This is a genomic window from Pseudomonas sp. F-14 TE3623, from assembly GCF_053629015.1.
Window position 1 is genome coordinate 2,087,970 of sequence record NZ_JBRJHM010000001.1, and the last position, 20,066, is coordinate 2,108,035.

The 20,066-nt window shown below is 59.1% G+C and carries 16 protein-coding genes; 4 read left to right on the forward strand and 12 right to left on the reverse strand.

Features of this window, described 5'->3' with window-relative positions:
* Positions 1 to 51 precede the first annotated feature (51 nt).
* Complete coding sequence (locus AB7M29_RS09445; protein WP_217856676.1) at positions 52 to 966, forward strand: LysR family transcriptional regulator; 915 nt, start codon at positions 52 to 54, stop codon at positions 964 to 966.
* A gap of 143 nt (positions 967 to 1,109) precedes the next feature.
* Here the strand turns inward: AB7M29_RS09445 and AB7M29_RS09450 are convergent, their stop codons facing one another.
* From AB7M29_RS09450 to AB7M29_RS09490, 9 genes are all read right to left on the reverse strand, one after another.
* Positions 1,110 to 1,595 carry a DoxX family protein gene (locus AB7M29_RS09450; protein WP_454246754.1) on the reverse strand — a complete coding sequence of 162 codons (486 nt, stop codon included), beginning with the start codon at positions 1,593 to 1,595 and terminating at the stop codon, positions 1,110 to 1,112.
* Positions 1,592 to 2,350 carry an HvfC/BufC N-terminal domain-containing protein gene (locus AB7M29_RS09455; RefSeq protein ID WP_454246755.1) on the reverse strand — a complete coding sequence of 253 codons (759 nt, stop codon included), beginning with the start codon at positions 2,348 to 2,350 and terminating at the stop codon, positions 1,592 to 1,594. The genes AB7M29_RS09450 and AB7M29_RS09455 overlap by 4 nt, the downstream gene beginning before the upstream one ends.
* Positions 2,347 to 3,201 (reverse strand): MNIO family bufferin maturase, encoded by an 855-nt coding sequence (bufB, locus tag AB7M29_RS09460; protein ID WP_454246756.1) that lies wholly within the window; start codon positions 3,199 to 3,201, stop codon positions 2,347 to 2,349. Before bufB ends, AB7M29_RS09455 begins: the two co-directional genes overlap by 4 nt.
* Before the next feature lie 25 nt (positions 3,202 to 3,226).
* Positions 3,227 to 3,532, reverse strand: a complete 306-nt coding sequence (locus AB7M29_RS09465; protein WP_217856672.1) for a BufA1 family periplasmic bufferin-type metallophore — start codon at positions 3,530 to 3,532, stop codon at positions 3,227 to 3,229.
* 298 nt (positions 3,533 to 3,830) lie between these two features.
* Entirely contained in the window at positions 3,831 to 4,532 is a 702-nt protein-coding gene (locus AB7M29_RS09470) for an ABC transporter ATP-binding protein (protein WP_030128348.1), read from the reverse strand.
* Positions 4,533 to 5,300: a high-affinity branched-chain amino acid ABC transporter ATP-binding protein LivG gene (gene livG, locus AB7M29_RS09475; RefSeq protein WP_217856671.1), complete on the reverse strand. Its 768-nt coding sequence runs from the start codon at positions 5,298 to 5,300 to the stop codon at positions 4,533 to 4,535.
* On the reverse strand, positions 5,297 to 6,553 hold the full coding sequence (locus AB7M29_RS09480) for a high-affinity branched-chain amino acid ABC transporter permease LivM (protein ID WP_201059831.1): 1,257 nt from the start codon (positions 6,551 to 6,553) through the stop codon (positions 5,297 to 5,299). Before AB7M29_RS09480 ends, livG begins: the two co-directional genes overlap by 4 nt.
* Positions 6,550 to 7,473 carry a high-affinity branched-chain amino acid ABC transporter permease LivH gene (livH, locus tag AB7M29_RS09485; RefSeq protein WP_217856670.1) on the reverse strand — a complete coding sequence of 308 codons (924 nt, stop codon included), beginning with the start codon at positions 7,471 to 7,473 and terminating at the stop codon, positions 6,550 to 6,552. Before livH ends, AB7M29_RS09480 begins: the two co-directional genes overlap by 4 nt.
* A gap of 233 nt (positions 7,474 to 7,706) precedes the next feature.
* A complete protein-coding gene (locus AB7M29_RS09490) occupies positions 7,707 to 8,834 on the reverse strand; it encodes a branched-chain amino acid ABC transporter substrate-binding protein (protein ID WP_217856669.1) in 1,128 nt (375 codons plus the stop codon).
* 351 nt (positions 8,835 to 9,185) lie between these two features.
* Here AB7M29_RS09490 and AB7M29_RS09495 point away from each other — a divergent pair, with 351 nt between their 5' ends.
* Complete coding sequence (locus tag AB7M29_RS09495) at positions 9,186 to 9,491, forward strand: DUF2288 domain-containing protein (protein WP_007906642.1); 306 nt, start codon at positions 9,186 to 9,188, stop codon at positions 9,489 to 9,491.
* Between the two features lie 312 nt (positions 9,492 to 9,803).
* Here the strand turns inward: AB7M29_RS09495 and AB7M29_RS09500 are convergent, their stop codons facing one another.
* Positions 9,804 to 11,999, reverse strand: a complete 2,196-nt coding sequence (locus AB7M29_RS09500) for a hypothetical protein (RefSeq protein WP_217856668.1) — start codon at positions 11,997 to 11,999, stop codon at positions 9,804 to 9,806.
* 197 nt (positions 12,000 to 12,196) lie between these two features.
* Between AB7M29_RS09500 and AB7M29_RS09505 the strand changes: the two genes are divergently transcribed.
* Complete coding sequence (locus AB7M29_RS09505) at positions 12,197 to 13,093, forward strand: NAD(P)-dependent oxidoreductase (protein ID WP_454246757.1); 897 nt, start codon at positions 12,197 to 12,199, stop codon at positions 13,091 to 13,093.
* Here the strand turns inward: AB7M29_RS09505 and AB7M29_RS09510 are convergent.
* Positions 12,984 to 15,266, reverse strand: coding sequence for a putative bifunctional diguanylate cyclase/phosphodiesterase (locus tag AB7M29_RS09510; protein WP_454248705.1), 2,283 nt, complete (start codon positions 15,264 to 15,266; stop codon positions 12,984 to 12,986). The genes AB7M29_RS09505 and AB7M29_RS09510 overlap by 110 nt on opposite strands.
* Positions 15,267 to 15,553: 287 nt before the next feature.
* On the opposite strand from AB7M29_RS09510, the gene AB7M29_RS09515 reads away from it, so the two are divergent.
* Complete coding sequence (locus tag AB7M29_RS09515; protein WP_052966939.1) at positions 15,554 to 16,903, forward strand: spinster family MFS transporter; 1,350 nt, start codon at positions 15,554 to 15,556, stop codon at positions 16,901 to 16,903.
* Positions 16,904 to 17,080: 177 nt separating this feature from the next.
* Here AB7M29_RS09515 and rapA read toward each other — a convergent pair whose 3' ends face one another.
* Positions 17,081 to 19,927: an RNA polymerase-associated protein RapA gene (gene rapA / locus AB7M29_RS09520; RefSeq protein ID WP_052966938.1), complete on the reverse strand. Its 2,847-nt coding sequence runs from the start codon at positions 19,925 to 19,927 to the stop codon at positions 17,081 to 17,083.
* Positions 19,928 to 20,066: the final 139 nt, after the last annotated feature.

Below are 20,066 nucleotides of genomic sequence, written 5' to 3' on the forward strand. Positions count from 1 at the left end.
TTAATAAGCGGGCTAATAGGCAACCTTTGGTTTTCAAATGGAAACAATCCAATGAGCGAAATGGACGACCTGGCAGCGTTCGCGGTGTTGATCGAGGCGGGCAGTTTCACCTTGGCCGCCCAGCAACTGGGTTGTAGCAAAGGACAACTCTCCAAACGCATCAGCCTGCTGGAAACGCGGTTTGCCGTGGTGTTGCTGCAACGCACCACGCGCCGCTTGAGCCTGACGGCGGCGGGCGCGGCGTTGTTGCCGCAAGCCCAGGAACTGGTGATTCAAGTCGAGCGAGCGCGTCAGGCCTTGGCGCGATTGAAAGACGACATGGCCGGCCCGGTGCGGATGACGGTTCCGGTTTCACTGGGGGAGACCTTCTTTGACGGCGCGCTGCTGGAGTTTTCCCGGCAGTACCCCGAGGTGCAGATCGAACTGGAGCTCAACAATAACTACCGTGACCTCTCCCGGGACGGTTTCGACCTGGCGATCCGCTCGGAAGTGGCCAACGACGAACGCCTGGTCGCCCGACCGTTGCTGGCCTGGCACGAGATGACCTGCGCCAGCCCTGCGTACCTTGAGCGATTCGGTGAACCGCTGACGCCTCAGGCACTGGCGGAACACCGCTGCCTGCTCAACAGCCATTACAGCGGCCGGGAAGAATGGCTCTATCACCAACAGCACGAGTTACTGCGGGTGCGAGTGTCGGGGCCGTTCGCCAGCAATCACTACAACCTCTTGAAGAAGGCGGCGCTGGCGGATGCGGGCATTGCGCGTTTGCCGTCGTACTTGCTGCAAGAGGAATTGGCTGACGGGCGTTTGCGCTGGCTCCTGCGCGATTATCAGACCCGCAGCATGCCGATGTACCTGGTGCACCCGTATCAAGGCGGTTTGCCGAAACGCACTCAAGTGCTGGCGGATTATTTGATCGGTTGGTTCAAGCGCAGTGGGGAGGCGTTGGATCGACTTCAACGATGACGTCTCACCACGCAACCTCTGTGGGAGCGGGCTTGCTCGCGAAAGCGGTGTGTCAGCCAACATATCTGTTGAATGTGATACCGCTTTCGCGAGCAAGCCCGCTCCCACATTGGTTCTACATCGTCTGGAGTTCTGAGTAGGGATCAGCGGGCGTAACGCTTGGCAATCAGATGATCAATCGACAACTTGCCCGGCCCGGTAGCCATCAAGTACAGCAACACCGCCGCCCAGGTGCCGTGAGTCGGATAGGCATCGGGATATACAAACAGCTGAATAGTCAGCGTCATGCCCAGCAGTGCCAGCGCCGAAAAACGTGTGGCGAAACCAATCAGAATCAGCACCGGAAAGAAATGCTCGGCGAAGGCCGCCAGGTGCGCCGCCAGTTCCGGGGAGAGCAGCGGCAGGTGATATTCGCTCTGGAACAACGGAATAGTCGAGTCCGCCAGCCTTGGTACGCCGAGTTGAAACGTGCCGTCGATCAAGTCGATGGCCAGGCCTTCTACCTTGGTTTGCCCGGACTTCCAGAACACCGCGGCAATGGAAAAGCGCGCGATAAAGGCGATCAGGCTGTGGGGGATTTTTTCCAGCAGCGCGATGGCGCGGGCGATGGGGTTGTGATGGAGGTTCATGGCGATACCTTGTGGTTTAAATGGGTGATGACGTTGTGGCTGATCAGCAGCGCCAGGGTTTGGCTGAGGTCGAAGGCGGGCGCTGTCTCTAACGCTTGGGTCAGGGACTGGCCGTTTTGCAGGTTCTGAATGAAGGTGCCGGCGCCGTGGTCGATGGCGAAAACCTCAACCTCCAGACCATTGCGCAACACCAGCGCGTTTTGCCCGTGGTCGAGTTCGATCCCGGCCAGCGTCGCGTCCTGTTGATGCGCCGCCCAGATCGAGATCACGGCAAAAGCTGAAGTCAGCAGATTCAGGGAGGGATGAAACCCGACCGTCAGTTCGCTCAGCGCCTGCGGGTCCGACAGTGCGGCAGCAATCTGTTCATGGCGCAACGGCTGGGCGTCGGCGGCGTGATAGGCCTGAACGCGCAACCGCTCCAGCCGCGCCATGTCGGCCAGATAAGGCACGCTGGCTGCCGGTTCAAAGCGGTCAATGAACTCGGCGAAGTCCTTGCCGTAATCGTTGATGAGTGGGCCTTGAGGTGGGCAACGCTGTACATACAGCCCCGCCATCGCGCGGAAGAACTCATCGCCCACCAACTGCGAAACCACGGGGTAACTGTCGGCCAGGGCGTTGATCAGCGAGCTCTGCACATTGTTGCGATACACAGCGAAACGGCTGGCGGGATCGGCACCATTGGCGCTGAACAAACCCTCGGGGCAGGGCCGTTGCGGATCGAGCAGGGCGGTGGCAAACGCGGCTTGGGTGCTCATGACCGGCCCCCCGCGCAATGCAGCAACTCATCGGCCTGACGGGCTTCGGCATGCAGCACGCTGAAGGCTGGTAATTGGTTATCGCGCTCGATCAATGTGGCGATCGGGCCAACCCGTTCCAGCACCTGCCTGTACAGCGTCCATACCGCGTTATCGATGGGCGCACCGTGATCGTCGATCAGCAGACGGTCGCCGAGGCTGTCGGTATCTTCGGCAAACCCGGCCAGATGAATCTCTCCCACTGCATGCAGCGGCAGCGCGTCGATGTAGGCCAGCGGATCTCTTTGGTGATTGATGCAAGAGACGTAGATATTGTTGACGTCCAGTAGCAGCCCGCAGCCAGTGCGGCGAATGACTTCGCTGATGAAGTCGGCTTCATCGATTGTCGAGCGCTGGAACGCCAGATACGTCGCCGGGTTCTCCAGCAGCATCGGGCGTTTGAGGGTGCTCTGCAGCTGATCGATATGCTCGCAGACGCGGTTCAGCGTCGGCGCATCGTAGGCCAGGGGCAGCAGGTCATTGAGAAACACCGGGCCATGGCTGGACCAGGCCAGGTGTTCGGAAAAGGATTGGGGTTGATAGCGTTCGATCAGCGCGGCAAGCCTTTGCAGGTGCTGATTATCCAGCGGACCTTCGGCACCAATGGACAGGCCAACGCCGTGCAACGACAACGGATATTGCTCGCGGATCAACCCCAGAAAATGATGAAACGGGCCGCCGGCCACCATGTAGTTTTCGGCGTGGACTTCGAAGAAACCGATGTCCGGTTGTGCACCGAGCACTTCACGAAAGTGCTCGGTCTTGAGCCCCAGCCCGGAGCGGGGCGGGAGCCCGGAAGATAAAGGATTCATGGTCGACACTCAGGCTGGGTGCTGATTACGACTTGGCTTTGTAGGCTTCCAGCTGGCCGAAACCAGTTGGCGAGGTTTTGCTCATCGTGGTGGTGCAGGTGCCCTTAGGGACGAGTTTCCAGGCATTGGCCTGGTAGTCGGTTTTTGCAGTGCCGGCGCAAGTGGTGCCAGCGCCTGCGGCGCAATCGTTTTTGCCTTTCATGGCCACGCCGAAGCATTTTTCCATGTTGTCGTCAGCGGCATGGGCAGTGGAGACAGCGGCGATGCTCAGGGCAGAACCGAGGGCCAGAACCAGGGCGGTGGCGGACAGGGTGCGGGTGGTAGCAGTCATGATGTTTCTCCGAAAGTGAGCTTGGGTTGGCAAGCGTTTGTGCTTGCTTACTGCTCTAGAGAAACGACAGGGCGATGCGTTACAGCTCACCCCAAAACTTTTTCAGAAATTCTCGAAACGCACGAATTCCCTGTGGAAGCGGGCTTGCTCGCGAATGCAATCTGACATTCAACATAGGGGGGACTGACCCACCGCTTTCGCGAGCAAGCCCGCTCCCACATTGGATCTTTGTTGTTGTGAAGTTGGTGGCAGGCATAAAAAAACGGCCCGAAAGCCGTTTTTTGTTTACCGCCAAGGCTCAACCACCAAGATACGCTTCGCGCACTTTCGGGTCGGTCAACAGCGCTTCACCTGTCCCTGTCATCACTACACGGCCGTTTTCCAGCACGTAGGCACGGTCAGCGATTTTCAGGGCCTGGTTGGCGTTCTGCTCAACCAGGAACACCGTTACACCGTCCTTGCGCAGTTGTTCGATGATGTCGAAGATCTGCTGGATGATGATCGGTGCCAGGCCCAGCGATGGCTCGTCGAGCAGCAACAGCTTGGGCTTGCTCATCAGCGCACGACCGATGGCGAGCATTTGCTGTTCGCCGCCAGACATGGTGCCGCCGCGTTGGGCAAAGCGTTCTTTCAGGCGTGGGAAAAGTCCGAGGACCTTGTCCATCTGCTCCTGATAATCGCCCTTGTCGGTGAAGAATCCGCCCATGGCGAGGTTCTCTTCCACGGTCAGACGGGCAAACACCCGACGGCCTTCCGGGACCACTGCGATGCTTTTACGCATGATCTGCGACGAGTCCTGGCCGACGAGCTCTTCGCCCATGTAGCGGATGCTGCCGCTGTGGGCTTGCGGCGAACCGCAGAGGGTCATCAGCAGGGTCGACTTGCCGGCACCGTTGGCGCCGATCAGGGTCACGATCTCGCCCTGGCGGACTTCGACGTTGACGCTGTGCAGCGCCTGGATCTTGCCGTAGAAGGTGGAAACGTTTTCGAACTGCAGCATTTACGCTTCCCCCAGGTAGGCTTTGATCACTTCAGGATTGTCGCGGATCTGTTCCGGCGTACCGTCGGCCAGGGGCGTGCCCTGGTTGATCACGAAGATGTGGTCGGAAATGCTCATGACCAGTTTCATGTCGTGTTCGATCAGCAGCACGGTCACATCATGCTCTTCACGCAGGGTGCCGATCAGTGTCTTGAGGTCTTCGGTTTCCCGCGGGTTGAGGCCAGCGGCCGGTTCGTCGAGCATGAGAATCCGCGGACGGGTCATCATGCAGCGAGCGATTTCCAGACGACGTTGCTGACCGTAGGCCAGGGTGCCGGCCGGACGGTTGGCGAACTCCTTGAGGTTGACCTTTTCCAGCCAGTACTCGGCGTATTCCATCGCCTCGCGTTCGCTTCTGCGGAACGCCGGGGTCTTGAACAGGCCGGCCAGGAAGTTGGTGTTCAGGTGACGGTGTTGCGCGATCAAGAGGTTCTCGACTGCCGTCATGTCCTTGAATAGCCGCACGTTCTGGAAGGTGCGCACTACGCCTTTGAGGGCGATCTTGTGGCCCGGCAGGCCCTGGATCGGCTCGCCGTCCAGCACGATGCTGCCAGCGGTTGGCTGGTAGAAACCGGTCAGGCAGTTGAACACGGTGGTCTTGCCGGCGCCGTTGGGGCCGATCATCGATACCACTTGTTTCTCTTTGACGGTCAAGGCCACGCTGTTGACCGCCAACAGGCCGCCGAAGCGCATGCTCAGGCCGCTTACATTCAGGATCTCACGGCTCATTTGCGCAGCTCCATGTGGGGGCGTTGCATCGGCAGCAGACCTTGAGGACGCCAGATCATCATCAGCACCATCAAGGCGCCGAACATCAACATGCGGTATTCACTGAACTCACGCATCATTTCCGGCAACAGGATCATCACCGTGGCGGCGAGTACGACGCCCAGTTGCGAGCCCATGCCACCCAGCACCACGATGGCGAGGATGGTCGCCGATTCGATGAAGGTGAAGGACTCCGGTGTCACCAGGCCTTGGCGCGCGGCGAAGAAGCTACCGGCGAAACCGGCGAACGCAGCACCGAGGGTGAAGGCCGACAGCTTGATGACCGTAGGATTGAGACCCAATGCACGGCAGGCGATTTCGTCTTCACGCAACGCTTCCCAGGCACGGCCCAAGGGCATGCGCAGCAGACGGTTGATGACGAACAGGGCGAACAGCGACAACAACACCGCGATCAGGTAAAGGAAGATCACCTTGTTTACCGGGTTGTAGGTCAGGCCGAAGTACTCGTGGAAGGTCTGCAGTCCGTCTGCGGCAGTTCTATCGAAGGTCAGTCCGAAAAGCGTTGGCTTGGGAATGTTGCTGATGCCGTTCGGGCCGCCGGTGAGGTCGGTCAGGTTACGCAGGAACAGACGGATGATTTCACCGAAACCCAAGGTCACGATTGCCAGATAGTCACCGCGCAGACGCAGTACCGGGAAACCGAGCAGGAAGCCGAAGGTGGCTGCCATCATCCCGGCGATCGGCAGGCAGATCCAGAAGCTCAGGCCGTAGTAGTGCGACAGCAGCGCGTAGCTGTAGGCGCCCACGGCGTAGAAGCCGACGTAACCGAGGTCAAGCAGGCCAGCCAGGCCGACCACGATGTTCAAGCCCAGGCCGAGCATCACGTAGATCAGCACCAGAGTGGCGATGTCCACCGCTCCGCGGGAGCCGAAGAACGGCCAGACCAGAGAACCGATGATCAACGCGATGATGATCCAGCGCTGGGTGGTCGGCAGGGTCAGGAAGGTACTGGCCTTGGCCGGCATCACCGGCAGGTTGGGCGAGGCTTTCCAGGCCGAGCTGATCTGCTGGTCGAACAGCACCCGCAGAAACATCAACACCGAGCACACGGCGATGGTGATCAGCGTTGCAGTGCTGGTGCCATGGACTTCGAGGTTGATGCCGACAATGGTCAGTTTCAGACCGAGTACCGGGTAGGCAACAGCCCACACCAGCAAGGCGCTGAACAACGCCTGTTTAAGATTCCTAGTCATACTTTCTCAACCTCCGGACGGCCCAACAGGCCGGTTGGCCGGAACAACAACACCAGAACCAATAGACCGAACGCCACGACGTCCTTGTACTGGTCGCCGAAGATATCGGCACCAAAGGCTTCCGCCACCCCAAGCACCAGCCCGCCGAGCATCGCGCCGGGAATGCTGCCGATACCGCCCAATACTGCGGCGGTGAAGGCCTTGAGGCCGACCAGGAAACCGGCGTTCGGGTTGATCACGCCGTATTGCATGCTCAGCAGCACGGCCGCGATGGCCGCCAGTGCGGCACCGATGACGAAGGTCAGGGCGATGATGTTGTTGGTGTTGATACCCAAGAGGTTGGCCATCTTGATGTCTTCGGCACAGGCGCGGCAGGCGCGACCCAGGCGAGAGCGGGAGATGAACAGCGTCAGGCCGAGCATGGCGACCAGGGTCACCACGAACACCACGATTTGCATGTAGGAAATCAGCACTTCATGTGCGCCACCTGGCCCGATGGCGAAGTTGCCAGGGATCAGGTTGGAGATGGATTTGTCCTTGGAGTCTTGCGCCAGCAGAACCGTGTTCTGCAGGAAGATCGACATGCCAATGGCGGAAATCAGCGGGATCAGACGGTTGCTGCCGCGCAAGGGGCGGTAGGCGATCCGTTCGATGCTGTAACCGTAGGCACTGGTAACGACGATGGTCGCGATGAAAGCCGCGGTCATCAAGAGCGGGACACTGTCGAGTCCCAGCATGGCCAGCCCGGCGATGGCGATGAACGCCACGTAAGAGCCGATCATGTACACCTCGCCGTGGGCGAAGTTGATCATTCCAATGATGCCGTAAACCATCGTATAGCCGATGGCGATCAGGGCATACGTGCTGCCAATGGTCAGACCATTAACCAGCTGTTGGAAGAAGTGATAGATGTCAGGCATTACAGCGCTCCTAAAAACCTGATACGCATTTCACTGGTGGAGTCATTTTCCCGCTCGAGCCCCGTGGATCTGCATCCACTTCGAATTCGAGGTTTGCCAGCGAACCGCTGATGACGGTTTTGAGATTTTCAGGTGGGGAGACTGGCGGATCACGCCAGCGCGGCCCAATACGTTCGTAAAACAAAGCCCACGGCACGCCGTGGGCTTTATTGGCAGTCAGTCAGGCCAAGGCCTTACTGAGGCGAAACTTCAGTTTTAGGTTTGCCGAAGTGCCACTGGTAAACCACGAATTTGAAGTCCTTCAGGTCGCCCTTTTCGTCGAAAGACAGATCGCCGGTCGGGGTTTTGAACGTGCCTTTGTGGATAGCTTCAGCGACTTTGGCAGTGTCTTCGCTCTTGGCCGCCTTGATGCCTTCTGCGATGACTTGCACAGCCGAGTAGGACGGGAACACGAACGGACCGCTCGGGTCTTCTTTCTTGGCTTTGAACGCGTCAGCCAGGGCGATGTTGGCCGGATCCTGGTCGAAGGATTTCGGCAGGGTCACCAGCAGGCCTTCGGAAGCTTCCTTGGCGATCTGCGAAATGGAGTCGTTACCCACGCCTTCCGGACCCATGAACTTGGCTTTCAGGCCTTTTTCCTGGGATTGACGCAGGAGCAGACCCAGCTCCGGGTGGTAGCCGCCGTAGTAAACGAAGTCGACGTTGGCTTGCTTGAGCTTGGAGACCATCGAAGAGAAGTCTTTGTCGCCGGCGTTGATGCCTTCGAACACGGCAACCTTCACGCCTTTGGCTTCGAGGGTTTTCTTCACGGCGCTGGCGATGCCTTCACCGTATTGCTGTTTGTCGTGCAGCACAGCAACGATTTTCGGTTTTACGAAGTCGGCAATGTAGTTACCGGCGGCAGGGCCCTGGGCGCTGTCCAGACCGATGGTGCGGAAGATCATTTTGTAGCCGCGAGTGGTGATGTCCGGGCTGGTGGCAGCCGGAGTGATCATGATCACGCCTTCGTCTTCGTAAATGTCCGAAGCCGGTTGAGTGGAGCTGGAGCACAGGTGACCAACCACGAACTTGACGCCGTCGTTGACGACTTTGTTCGCTACAGCAACCGCTTGTTTTGGATCGCAGGCATCGTCGTATTCAACGGCTTCGAGTTTCTTGCCGTCGACGCCGCCCTTGGCGTTGATTTGTTCGATGGCCATTTTGGAGCCACTGAACTGCATGTCGCCGTATTGGGCTACAGGGCCGGTTTTAGGGCCGGCGATACCGATCTTGATGGTGTCAGCGGCGAACGAATGGCTGGCAACCCCGGCCAGAACCATAGCGGCAAACAGTTTTGAAATCTGCTTAGTAGCCTTAGTCATAGTGCTCCACTCTTACTGTTGTAGTTTTTATAGTCCTGGCGCCGTAGCAGCAGAACCGGGTCAGATATCGTTGATATCCTCCGGAAAATGCCCCCGGCAACTGTACCGGTACAGTGTAGAGCGCCGATTGTTAGCCTGGGAAGCTGGCGCCAGGGGGCAAAACCTGAGGGTGTCGCTTTATTGAAAGAAAAAGACAGAATCGCGGCGGGATGTTAGCTGGCTAATACTTGAATTCAGCAGCATTCCTTGGCTTTCCTGCGTTTTTCAATCGGTAACGCAATTGCATCCGGGTTTTTCTGGCGCAATACCGACGTTATTATTCACGTCGATTTTCTTTGCGGACAGAAACCCATGACTCAAGAACCTAGCACCCTCTATGCCAAACTGCTTGGTGAGACCGCATCTATTACCTGGAAAGAGTTGGAGCCGTTCTTCGCCAGGGGTGCCCTATTGTGGGTCGACCCAGGCCTGGATTTGATCGCTGCGGCAGAAGCAGTGGCAACCGATGAAGGCGAGAAAGTCGCTGCCTGGCTGGCCGCCGACAAGGTCGCCAAGCTGTCTGAAACGCGGGCGCTGGATCTTTTTGAACGTGATCCCGAGCTTTGGGCCGTAGTGGTTTCGCCATGGATTCTGATCCAGGAAAGGGCGACGAGCTGAGTGCTTGCACTTAATTGGTGCGCGGCTTTGCCGGTTAAAAGTGTGTAGCCGAGTAGCGTGATGGCATGTTGCCGTGGAGAAAGGCCACAGAAGGGTCTTGGCGAGGGTGACGTAAACGTAACGGGAACAGTTTATTGAGCAGCCGATGGGCTGCTTAATTGTTTCTGGATGTTGGTAAATCGGCGGCTGATGCGGTGAATGTCAGACCGCTTTCGCGAGCAAGCCCGCTCCCACATTATTTGATCGCATTCCTTCTGGAGGAACCCGGTTAAATGTGGGAGCGGGCTTGCTCGCGAATGGGCGCGCCGCTAACTAAGCGGTCTTGCCCGTATGATTATTAAGCGAAATAACCTTGGTCTTGCCAATCCGGTGACGGTAAATCTCGCGCAGATACTTGATCGCCTTCTTCACGCAATCCCGGGACAAACGAATGTCATTGATCGAGACAAACTTGTCCTTGTCGTTGATTAGCTCGCGGTACTTCTTCTCATACATCGGTTTGATCGCGTACCAATTGGTGTCGAGGATCTTCGCCGGGTTTTCGAATTCGTTGAGCAGTTCGTCGATGCGGTCTTCGTCGAAGTCTTCATTGATGATGAAGTCCAGGATCGAGTTGTCCAGCGTCTCGTCGAAGCGGTACGGGTTTTTCGCAAAGCAGCGCTTGATGAAGGCCACGATCAGGGTCAGGAAGTCGTCCGACAGGCACGGGCTCTTGGCGATCAGGGTGGTCAGCGACAGGTTGGCCGAGGCGCCGATCACCAGCGCATAACGCTTGAGCGTGGTGTTGGGGAACAGGCTGTTGAGGTGAGTCTTCAACCGGTTCAGGTCCATGTAGGACAGCTTGTAGTCTTTGGGCAGCGAAACAATCGACACCACCGACGAGCAATTCTTGAAGAAGTGCAGGTCGTGCAACGCGGCCGCGTCATAGCCCGAATTCTTGTACTGCTCAAGCGAAGCGCGATAGCGCTTGGACTCGATCGGCAGCAGGCTGATGCCTTCGATTGCCTGGGTGACCTTGTTGAAGTGCGGCAGGTCGATGGAGCGGAAGAACAGGTCGTCGATGTTCAGGCGCTGCGGCTCTTTCTCGAACACTTTGAACTTGTCGCTGCTTGGCGGCGGTGTTTCCGGCACCACGGACTCGGCATAGGCAATCGCCACTGGGCCGGCCAGGCTCATGAACAGGTCATTGGCGTCCAGGCGAATGGTTTCGCCAATGTCGATGCCGGCGCGACGGAAGTAGTTCTGGTCGTAGTCGGTGGTGACCGCCTGCGCCGTCAGAATGTTGAAGATCTGCTGTGAGATGTACTGGTTGGCGTGCTTTTCCATGGCATTGACATCAATGTTCTGGATGTTGCCGTCATCACTTTCTTCGGCATAACGCATGATGTCGTTGGAGATCAGCATCATCGCGTTCCATGGACGGATACGGCCCATGACGCTGGCTTCGCTGCTGTCTTCGTTGGCGAAGTTGTAGGAGAAGTCCCACTCTTCCGACAGGTATTTACACAGCAGGCGACCGGCGTTGATGTGCAGCGCCTCGGACATTTCGCTGCGGTGATCGGAAATGTTCGGCAGTACGCAAATACCGCTGGTGAAGATCGGCTCGAAGACGAAGGAATGACCGCTCTTGCTGTCGTGCTCGTCCATCGGCTTGGTGTCGAACGTCTTGTTCATGTACGAGTGCTGCTGGGCCAGGCCGAACTCCGAGGCCATGCCCGAACCGGTACCGCCGCCGGCACTGAAGATCGAGAAATACAGGCGCGACTGGTTGGCCTTGATCCCGCAGCTGTCGATCAGGTACGAGTGAATCATCTTCCAGTCAGGACTGGAAAACCGCTGGGTGTCCTTGTTCAGGATGATCTTGGCCAGGTACTGGCCGAGGATCGGCGCGTTACCGGCGCCACCGGCGTGGACTTCCGACAAGTCCATGATTTTCATTTTGCTGTAGTCGCGCAAAAAGCCGCTTTTTTCGCCCTTGCGCGAGAAGCGGATGCGACCGGCGATGTCTTTGTCCAAGTCGCCGAGCATCACCAGCGGTTCGACCAGGAACACCGGTTTGCTGGCCTTGTTCGGCCCCAGGCGCAGGTTATTGCGAATCCATTGTGCCGGGCTGTAGCCCTTTTCGGCGTAGCGTTTATCCGGCGACAGACGGTCTTCGTTGTTGAACTCGTTGAGGTAGAACTTGCGGGCGTTGTACACCAACTCCGCCACGTCCAGCGCGATGTTCGAACCACAACGGCCGAGGCCGATCAGGCACACCGACGGGAATTCCTGATCGCTGTGCTGTTCGTTGTCGCCTTCCAGGTGGGGCGGGCGCGGGAACACCATATCGCGCAGGCCGTCGAGGTTGTCGAGGATGCGGTCGGTATTGGTTTCGGTGAAGTACAAGTATTGCTGAGTCGCCAGCGGACGCGACGGGGTCAATGGCTTCGACGATGAAGGGCTGTTCGCCGCGGGGCTCAGGGTCAGGTCGGATACCGCGGTGGCCGGATTGTTTTTAGAAGTCATTGTGCGCCATATACCTGGACTGGTTGACTCGGCGACAAGTGTCATCGAGTCATCACGGAATGGGATCTCGCGTCTTTTCGCAGCGCGAATGTGGCCCAAGCGTCAGGGCCTGGGCCTGAGAGTCGCTCGGGGGAATCCTTTCCTTAATCATGATGAATCGGCCAATATTCGATGATCTTTAATCAAAAGGAGGCTAAATGATGGCAACGTTACCTGCGCTGGGGTTTGCCGGAATCGGTCTGATGGGCATGCCGATGTGCCGACGCCTGTTGGCGGCGGGTTATCCGCTGACGGTGTGGAACCGCAACCCGGCCAAGTGCGCAGCGCTGGTCGAGGCCGGCGCGCGGCAAGTGGCGACACCGGCTGAACTGTGTCAGCACGCGGACCTGGTGATGCTATGTCTGGCTGACATGGCTGTTGTACGTGAGGTGGTGTTTGGCGCGGCGGGCGTTGCCAAGGGTGCGAAAAGCGGACAGTTGCTGGTGGATTTTTCCAGCCTGGAACCCACCGCGACGCGGGAAATGGCGAGCGCATTAGCCAGTAAAACCGGTATGAGTTGGCTGGATGCGCCGGTGTCCGGTGGGGTGGTCGGGGCCGAAGCCGGCAGCCTGGCGATCATGGTCGGTGGCGAAGCGGCGGACCTTGCGCGCATGCGGCCGGTGTTGTTGACCCTTGGCCAGCGCGTGACTCACATGGGCGCCGTCGGTGCGGGGCAGGTGACCAAGGCCTGCAATCAGATGATCGTTGCCTGCAATGCCTTGGTCATTGCCGAAGTAGTGGCTCTGGCCGAGCGTTCCGGGGTCGACGCCCGCCTGATCGCCGAGGCGCTGGCCGGTGGTTTCGCCGATTCAAAACCGTTGCAGATTCTTGCGCCGCAAATGGCCGAAAGCCGTTTCGAACCCGTGAAATGGCACGTGCGCACGCTGCTCAAGGATTTGGACACCGCCGTGAAATTCTCCCGCGAACAAGGCTCGGCCACACCGATCAGCGGATTGGCCGCACAACTGATGCGCCTCCATGGGGGGCAGGGGTTTCTGGAAAAGGATCCGTCGACGCTAGTGCAGTTATACCGCGAGCCAGACTCAAAGGATTGATGGTGTGCGTGTGTTTGCGCTGGTTGATTTCGGCCAGCACCGGACGCAATTCGGCCAGCGGCACCGGACGGCTGAGCAGGTAGCCCTGAACGAAATCGCAGCCATGGCGTTCGAGAAAATCGAATTGCTCGAAGGTTTCGACGCCTTCGGTGACGACCTGCAAATGCAGGGTATGGGCCATGACGATAATGGCCTGGACGATCTCCATGTCCTGGGTGGCCTTGGGGATGTCCTGAATGAACGAGCGGTCGATCTTCAACGTGTTTAATGGCAGGCGCCTGAGGTAGGCCAGGGATGAATAGCCGGTGCCGAAGTCATCGATCGACAACGAGACCCCGAGGGCGCGAATCTGCCGCAGCAACACCAGGGTGTTGCTGATATTGCCCATCAGCGCATTTTCGGTCACTTCCAGTTCCAGTCGGTGTGGCGCCACCCCGAAGGCGTGCAAGGCGTGTTCGATTTCATCGGCCAGTTCTTCTCGCGCCAGGTTCAGGGGCGAGCAATTCACCGCAATTCGGAGTTCTTCGCAATCGTGCCGGGACAGCTCGCCCAAGTCTTCGCAGGCCTTGCGCAGCACCCAGTTGTCCAGATCGGCGATCAGGCCATTGGCTTCGGCAATGGCGATGAACCGATCTGGCGTGAGCAATCCGTGAACCGGGTGCTGCCAGCGAATCAGCGCTTCAAGTTTGGTGACCTGGCCGATTCTCAGGTCATAGATCGGCTGGTAATACAGCATCAACCCGATGTTTTCGCGCAGGGCGTGACGCAGCTCCTCTTCGAGTTGTAACTCCAGGGTGGCGCGGGTTTTCAGGTTTGAACTGAAAAAGTGCAGGGCGTTACGACCGCAGTCCTTGGACTGATACAGCGCCAGGTCGGCGTTTTTCAGCAATTCTTCACAGGTCTTGCCGTCTTCCGGAAACAGGCTGATGCCGATGCTGGTGGTCATGACCATACGCCGTCCGGACAACTCGATGGGCTCCTTCATTTTCAGCATGATGCGTTGAGCCATTTGCCGCGCTTCTTCAAGGTCGTACAGAGTGATGAGGATGCAGAATTCGTCGCCTCCAAAGCGCGCCACCACGTCTTCGTGACTGCGCACCGAGGCCTTGATGTGGCCGGCCAGGACTTTGAGCAATTCGTCGCCGGCGTCATGGCCGAGGCTGTCATTGATCCGCTTGAAGTGGTCGATGTCGAGGAACATCACCGCCAGCATGCCGCCTTCGTTGGTTTTCTCGATGAGTTTCTCGGCGAAAATCTGGTTGAAGCCTCGTCGGTTAATCAGGTTGGTCAAGGGGTCGTAATGCGCCACCTGTTGCAGCGACATGCGTGCCTGATCCAGTTGACTGAGCAGGGCGTTGACCCGCTGCAGGTCATGCTCTTTGTGTTGCAGTTTCTTGTCCGCCCATGCAGCGCTGATGCCGCTGCCGATGATCAGCAGCGTCATGACCGCTACCGTCAGCCCCAATTGCAGGTGATTGTTGTCGCTGGGCAGGGGCTCAAGACTGCCAGCGGGCAGCACCAGGCTGAACGCCGCCATGCCGGTGAAATGCATGCTCACGATGCCGGCGCCGAGCACCAGGCTGGCGGTGTATTTGAGCAATTGATGAAACACGCCGGCGCCATCGCGCAGATGACTGGAAATCAACAGGGCAGCCAGGCTGGCACCGATGGCGATCACGATGGAAAGCACGAACAGCACGGGTTGGTAGTAGGCCATCGCATTCGAGCGCAGGGCGGCCATCCCCACGTAATGCATGGTTGCGATGCCCAGGCCGATCCATACCGCGGCCCGCAGGTATTGCCAGAAATTCAACTGAGGATGGCTGAGGGTGTGCATGGCCAGCCATGAGGCGGTCAGGGCGAATAACAGCGAGAGCAGGGTAGTGGGCAAGTGGTAATGAATTTCGATCGGCGCCTGGAACGCCAGCATGCTGATGAAGTGCATGGCCCAGATACCACCCGCCAGGCACCCGGCACCGACCCAACGCCAGAGTCGTTGGGAGGCGGATTTTTCCACATGGCCGACCCGCTCGGTCATGTCCAGCGTGGCGAAGCCGGCCACGCAAGCCACCAGATAGGCCAGCAACACCAGAAAAGGGTTATGGGTGCAATCGAGTATGACCTGCCCGCCCTCCGGTAGCCCGGTCATGAAATGCAAACCAAGCCACTCCATAGCATGCCCCATCTCTGAATCATCCTGCGCCATGTACACTGGCGAATGCTTGCAGTATAGAGGCCTTGCATGGAGCGCAAGGGGTGGTGGCATATTAATGCCAACGTTTTTGGAATGGCTTTTAGAACGATTGGAAATAAATTGTTGCATGGCCCGCATGGGTGGCCATGGAGGGGTATCAGGATTACGAATAATTACAGACATCGCTGGCGGGCCTGACTAGATTGACGGTTCCGGGCTCGAATGCGTTGGCAATGAAGCCCCAATAACAATAAAGAGACGGACCCATGCAGAACTCGACCCAAGCGGCGAATGCCTGGCGCATTCTGTTCCTGCTGTTCCTGGCCAACCTGTTCAACTTCTTCGATCGCACCATCCCGGCCATCATCATCGAGCCGATCCGCATGGAGTGGCACCTCAGCGACTTTCAACTGGGGATCATCGGCACCGCATTCACCATCGTTTACGCCATTGCCGGCCTGCCCCTGGGGCGATTGGCCGATACCGGTTCGCGCAGCAAGTTGATGGGTTGGGGTCTGGCGGCGTGGAGCGGGCTGACCGCAGTCAACGGGCTGGTGGGCAGTTTCTGGAGTTTCCTGATCGTGCGCATGGGCATCGGCATCGGTGAAGCCAGTTATGCACCGGCCGCCAACTCGCTGATAGGCGATTTGTTCCCGGCTCATCGTCGGGCTCGGGCCATGGGCATTTTCATGCTTGGTTTGCCGTTGGGCCTGCTGCTGGCGTTCTTCACCATCGGCTGGATGGTCAAGGCGTTCGACAGCTGGCGCGCGCCGTTCTTTATCGCGGCGGTGCCGGGGCTGATCCTGGCGGTGTTCATGTTCTTCATTAAGGAGCCGAAACGCGGCGCGGCGGAAAGCGTGCAAGTGTCTCAGGAACGCGTGGACCGGCCGATTCGTCGAGTGCTGGCGGTGCCGACCTTCCTGTGGCTGGTGATGGCAGGGTTGTGCTTCAACTTCGCGACCTATGCCTGCAACTCGTTTCTGGTGCCGATGCTGCAGCGTTATTTCCTGATGCCGTTGCAGGACGCAGCGGTGGCGACCGGAGTGATCGTCGGGGTGACGGGGTTGTTCGGCCTGACGCTCGGCGGCTGGATTGCCGACAAGATTCACCAGCGCGTGGCCAATGGGCGGCTGCTGTTCGCGGCGTTCAGCCTGATCATTTCGACCGTGTGCACGGCTTGGGCGCTGCATGCCGGACGGATCGAGATCGGGGTATTTGTCGGGGTGTTCAGCCTGGGATGGTTATTCGCCTACAACTTCTATACCTGCGTGTACACGGCGATCCAGGACGTGGTCGAACCGCGCCTGCGGGCCACGGCGATGGCGTTGTTCTTTGCCGGGTTGTATTTGCTGGGTGGGGGATTGGGACCGGTGGTGGTCGGCGGTTTGTCGGATCACTTTGCGCACACCGCGATGCTCTCGGCCGGCGCCGAGCAGATGACTGAAGCGTTTAAGGCTGTCGGTTTGCATGACGCGATGTATCTGATTCCGGTGGCGCTGTTCTTTACCATGGTGTTTCTGTTTTTGGCCTCGCGGTGTTTTGTCAGGGATGCCAAGCGGATGAAGGAAGGGTTGGTGGCCGTGGTTGAGCCTGTGGGTTCTGCGGCGACTGCATGATCGCCTTCGCGAGCAAGCCCGCTCCCACATTTGACCGAGTCCTTTCAGGAGAAATACGGTCGAATGTGGGAGCGGGCTTGCTCGCGAAGGGGCCATCAGCAACACCACAACAATCAAGCAGACAAAAAAAAGCCCGCATCACTGCGGGCCTTCTTTTTTTGCGGGGCAGGGCAGGGTTTAACCCGCCACCAACACCCGAATCGCTTCCAGTCGCAGCGCCGCTTTGTCGAGCATGGCCAGGCCTTGCTCACGTTGCTTGCGCAGGGCAACCAGTTCGCTGTCGCGCACGGTCGGGTTGACCGCTTGCAGCGCGGTCAGGCGCGCCAGTTCTTCGTCGGTATCCGCCGCCAGGCGACGTTGCGCCTCGGCCACGCGCTCGGCGTGACGCGGGGTGATTTTCTCTTCGCCGGCGTTGATCCGTGGCGTCAGCTGGTCGCGCTGGGCCTGGATGAACTTGTTGGCGCTGGCGCGGGGCACGCTTTCCAGTTGATCGTTCAGGGTTTCGAACGACACCCGGGTCGACAGGTCGTTGCCGTTGGCGTCGAGCAGGCAGCGCAGGGCGGCCGGCGGCAGGTAACGGCCCAGTTGCAGCGAGCGCGGGGCAACCACTTCGCTGACGTAGAGCAGTTCCAGCAACACGGTGCCCGGTTTCAGCGCCTTGTTCTTGATCAGCGCTACGGCGGTATTGCCCATCGAGCCGGACAGGACCAGGTCCATGCCGCCCTGAACCATCGGGTGTTCCCAGGTGATGAATTGCATGTCTTCGCGAGACAGCGCCTGGTTGCGGTCGTAGGTGATGGTCACGCCTTCGTCGTCGCCCAGCGGGAAGCTGGCGTCGAGCATTTTTTCGCTTGGCTTGAGGATCAGCGCGTTTTCCGAATGGTCTTCGCTGTCGATGCCGAAGGCGTCGAACAGGGTTTCCATGTAGATCGGCAGGGCGAACTGATCGTCTTGTTCGAGGATGTCCTCGACCAGCGCATCGCCTTCGCCGGCGCCGCCGGAATTGAGTTCTAGCAAGCGGTCGCGACCGGTGTGCAGTTCGGCTTCCAGACGCTCACGTTCGGCGCGGGCTTCGTCGATCAGCGCTTGCCACTCGCCGTCATCGGCGTTTTCCAGCAGCGGCAGCAGGCGCGGGCCGAACTGATGCTGCAAGGCGTTGCCGGTCGGGCAGGTATTGAGGAACGCGTTCAGCGCTTCGTGATACCACTGGTACAGCCGCTCTTGCGGGCTGGTTTCCAGGTACGGCACGTGCAGTTCGATGATGTGCTTCTGACCGATCCGGTCGAGACGACCGATACGCTGCTCCAGCAGGTCCGGGTGCGACGGCAGATCGAACAGCACCAGATGGTGCGAGAACTGGAAGTTGCGACCTTCACTGCCGATTTCCGAGCAGATCAGCACTTGAGCACCAAATTCTTCGTCGGCGAAGTAGGCGGCGGCGCGGTCACGCTCGAGGATGTTCATGCCTTCGTGGAAGACCGTGGCCGGAATGCCGGAACGTACGCGCAGGGCGTCTTCCAGGTCCATGGCGGTTTCGGCGTGGGCGCAGATCACCAGCACTTTGGTGCGCTTGAGCATTTTCAGGGTGTCGATCAGCCACTCGACACGCGGGTCAAATTTCCACCAGCGCTCTTCTTCATTGGCGTCCGGCTGGGCCTGGAAGCTGACTTCCGGGTACAACTCGGCGTGATCGCCCAGTGGCAGTTCGAGGTATTCGGCCGGGCACGGCAGCGGGTACGGGTGCAGTTTGCGCTCCGGGAAACCCTGCACGGCGGCGCGGGTATTACGAAACAGCACGCGGCCGGTGCCGTGACGGTCCAGCAGTTCGCGGACCAGACGGGCGCTGGCTTCGATATCGCCATCGTTGACGGCGCTCAGCAGCGCTTCGCCTTCGTTGCCGAGGAAGCCGTGAATGGTCTTGTGCGCTTCAGGCGACAGGCGTCCCTTGTCGAGCAGCTCCTGAACGGCTTCGGCCACCGGGCGATAGTTTTCGCTCTCGGCGCGGAAGGCGTGCAGGTCATGGAAACGGTTCGGGTCGAGCAGGCGCAGACGGGCGAAATGGCTGTCCTGACCCAGTTGTTCCGGGGTCGCGGTCAGCAGCAAGACGCCGGGGATGACTTCGGCCAGTTGTTCCACCAGTGAGTACTGAGGGCTGACCTGGTCTTCGTGCCACACCAGGTGGTGCGCTTCGTCGACCACCAGCAAATCCCAGCCGGCCGCGAACAGTGCGTCCTGGGCCTTCTCGTCGTCCACCAGCCATTCCAGCGCAACCAATGCAAGCTGGGTGTCTTCGAACGGGTTGGCGGCATCGCTTTCGATGAAGCGTTCTTCGTCGAACAGCGCGACTTGCAGGTTGAAGCGGCGGCGCATCTCCACCAGCCATTGGTGCTGGAGGTTTTCCGGCACCAGGATCAACACGCGGTTGGCGCGGCCCGAGAGCAGTTGGCGATGGATCACCAGGCCGGCTTCGATGGTCTTGCCCAGGCCCACTTCGTCTGCCAGCAGAACCCGCGGCGCGATGCGGTCAGCGACTTCACGGGCAATGTGCAACTGGTGCGCGATCGGTTGCGCACGCACGCCACCCAGGCCCCAAAGGGAGGACTGCAACTGGCGGCTGGTGTGTTCCAGGGTGTGATAACGCAGGGAGAACCAGGCCAGCGGGTCGATCTGGCCGGCGAACAGACGGTCGCTGGCCAGACGGAACTGAATGAAGTTCGACAGTTGGGTTTCCGGCAGGGTGACCACTTCGTTCTGCGCGTTGAGGCCGTGGTAGACCAGCAGGCCGTCGACATCGTCGACTTCTTGTACGGTCAGTTTCCAGCCTTCGAAGTGAGTGATGCTGTCACCCGGCGAAAACCGCACGCGGGTGAGGGGCGCATTCCGTAGCGCGTACTGGCGAGTGTCGCCAGTGGCCGGATAGAGCACGGTCAACAAGCGGCCGTCCTGTGCCAGAACGGTGCCCAAACCCAGCTCGGCTTCGCTGTCACTGATCCAGCGTTGCCCCGGTTGATACTGCTGCGCCATGCTGCCTGACTCCCACCTTGAAAAAGCGGGCTATCTTAACGGAATGAGCCTTCAGGCCAAAGGATTACATGCGTGCGCTGATGGAGGAATGCGAACTTTTCGGGAGATGAAGATCAAAAGATCGCAGGCTGCACCAGCA